Source organism: Peribacillus sp., assembly GCF_059453735.1.
The window spans coordinates 1-2108 of record NZ_JAZVJO010000500.1; the positions used below are offsets into that span (position 1 = coordinate 1).

Below are 2108 nucleotides of genomic sequence, written 5' to 3' on the forward strand. Positions count from 1 at the left end.
ACTCCTACCTCTAATTCATTCCAGGCCTGCTCTCCGCAAAAATTCTCCATCACAACGGCAATCGGTTCACCACCTGCAGCCATACACTCCATGACTGCGACGCGAAAAGAATAGTAAGCAACCATATCATAGGGAACCGACACGACATCCTCTTTCTTCATGCCGATTCCGCCGCTGTTATCGCTGGCAAAAATCAAGGAACCACCAGCCTGAACTGGTAGGTTTAAAACATCTCTCATGAATCATGACCCGCTTTGAAGATCATCTTTTTCAAAATAGGTACGAGCTTCGGCATTAGTATGACCGCAATCACCAAATTAATAACTGTTGTTATAATTAATGAAGGCAGCACGGCAATATAAAATGACGTACTAATGATGAACATGAAGGGCAGTGGTGCAATGAGCGCATTTCCGACCAAAAACAGTGTGACCGCGCCTAATTTTTGGCTGCTGTTATACAAGGTACAAAACATCCAAACTAGGATAAACATTTCCAGCACGATAATAAAATGCAGCGGACCAAGCGGCAGCCCGCTGATAATAGCAGAAATCAAGGTCCCAAGACCTGCCACGATTCCCCCATAAATCGGCCCTAATAGTACACCTGCTATAAGGGCAGGGAAACTATCAAGTGCTAAACTGCCGACGATAGAAGGAATTTTGATTGCCGCACCTACAGCGGATAAGGCAATAAACATCGCTAAGGTGCTTATTTTTCGAACGTCCAACCTTATTCACGTTCCTTTCTTTTTCCGCCTCGGAATACATTCGCACTGCGAGCATATTCCACATCCTTAACACCCAAACGGAAGTTCACGACACGTGCAAGGGCAAATAGATAATCGGATAATCTATTTAAATATTGGAGAGACAATGGAGATACTGGTGCACCTGTTTTAGTCAGTGAAACGACAAGACGTTCCGCACGGCGTGTCACCGTCCGAGCAATATGAAGCGTAGCTGCCGGGACAGATCCTCCAGGCAGAATGAATTTTTCTAATTCTGGTGCTTCTTCAATAAATTTATCGATTCTTTCTTCTAAGTACGTAATGACGTCTTCACTTAATTTTTCAGGTGCTTTTTCTGAAATGGTCGCTAAGTCGCCGCCGCAGTCAAATAACTCATGCTGTATTTTTTCTAAATCAGCGATTACATCTGTAAATAGATCAGGATTAAGCTCAGTAACGGCTTTACCAATATAGCTGTTTACCTCGTCAACCGTACCATAGCTCTCGACACGGATATCATCTTTATCCACTCTTCCGCCAATTACACTAGTCTTTCCTTTATCTCCAGTACGCGTATAAATTTTCATCATTATTCCTCCTTTATTTTAGTTGTTGATTAATACCATACCAGATAAGTTCAACCCGGTCAGCCCTTTCGACAAGATCCTGATACACCCAGCCGCAGGCATCCCGCCAAGTGCGGTCACTCGCCTCGATCGGGACAATTCCTTTCGAGAGATCACTACCAATGATAATTAAGTGCCGATCTGTATTTTCCTTCTCCCAGTTCAAAAACCCCTCCATCCGAAGCTTCCAAGAAGCACGGATATCCGCCGCATCCAATTGTTGAGCATCTTGTTTAATCCAAAGCTCAAGCCCTTCTAATACCATCAGTTTACTTTGTGGGTTAATTGTTTCTGGAAAGTCGTGATTTCTGTATGCAGATACCCAGACTGAATCATCCGTAACTCGATACTGCTGTCTTACCCATTTCGTTTTGCCGTTGTAGACACCGCCTGTAACGAAGTGCACCGTTCACCCCTCCTTGCTGATTGAACCGAATGCCAAACAAACTGGTACCCGCTGGCATGAGGAATTTCCCATTCCCAAAATTCCTTATTCTCTACTGCCAATTTACTAAGCAAATAGCGAATTACACCACCGTGGGTGACTACTGCGGCCTGATGTATACCACGTACGGTCATATCTTCTACTATATGATTCCAGCCTTGTTGTACTCTTGCCGAAAAAACAGAAAAACTTTCCCCATTTGGAGGACTTGCTTCAAATGGACGGTCAAGAAAATCCCGATAGCTAGGTTCATCGACCAATTCCTGATACGTTTTGCCTTCCCAGTCGCCAAAGTTCATTTCTCGAA

The 2108-nt window shown here is 44.1% G+C and carries 4 protein-coding genes and 1 pseudogene; all 5 read right to left on the minus strand.

From position 1 onward, the window contains the following. Window positions 1–239 (minus strand): annotated as a pseudogene (locus AC52RT_RS16540) (ATP-binding protein); the annotation flags it as partial. Beyond that, window positions 236–730 carry an ECF transporter S component gene (locus AC52RT_RS16545; protein WP_495541761.1) on the minus strand — a complete coding sequence of 165 codons (495 nt, stop codon included), beginning with the start codon at window positions 728–730 and terminating at the stop codon, window positions 236–238. The gene AC52RT_RS16545 and the pseudogene AC52RT_RS16540, both read right to left, overlap by 4 nt. A gap of 2 nt (window positions 731–732) precedes the next feature. Beyond that, window positions 733–1317 (minus strand): cob(I)yrinic acid a,c-diamide adenosyltransferase, encoded by a 585-nt coding sequence (locus tag AC52RT_RS16550; protein ID WP_495541762.1) that lies wholly within the window; start codon window positions 1315–1317, stop codon window positions 733–735. A 13-nt stretch (window positions 1318–1330) separates the two neighbouring features. Continuing rightward, window positions 1331–1762 carry a bifunctional adenosylcobinamide kinase/adenosylcobinamide-phosphate guanylyltransferase gene (locus AC52RT_RS16555; protein ID WP_495541763.1) on the minus strand — a complete coding sequence of 144 codons (432 nt, stop codon included), beginning with the start codon at window positions 1760–1762 and terminating at the stop codon, window positions 1331–1333. Further along, a partial coding sequence (locus AC52RT_RS16560; RefSeq protein ID WP_495541764.1) for a histidine phosphatase family protein occupies window positions 1714–2108 on the minus strand: 395 nt, incomplete at its 5' end. The genes AC52RT_RS16555 and AC52RT_RS16560, both read right to left, overlap by 49 nt.

What these genes read in the sequence shown, in the direction of transcription:
- AC52RT_RS16550 (WP_495541762.1), bottom strand. Translation starts at nt 1,317, where the DNA reads ATGAAAATTTATACGCGTACTGGAGATAAAGGAAAGACTAGTGTAATT.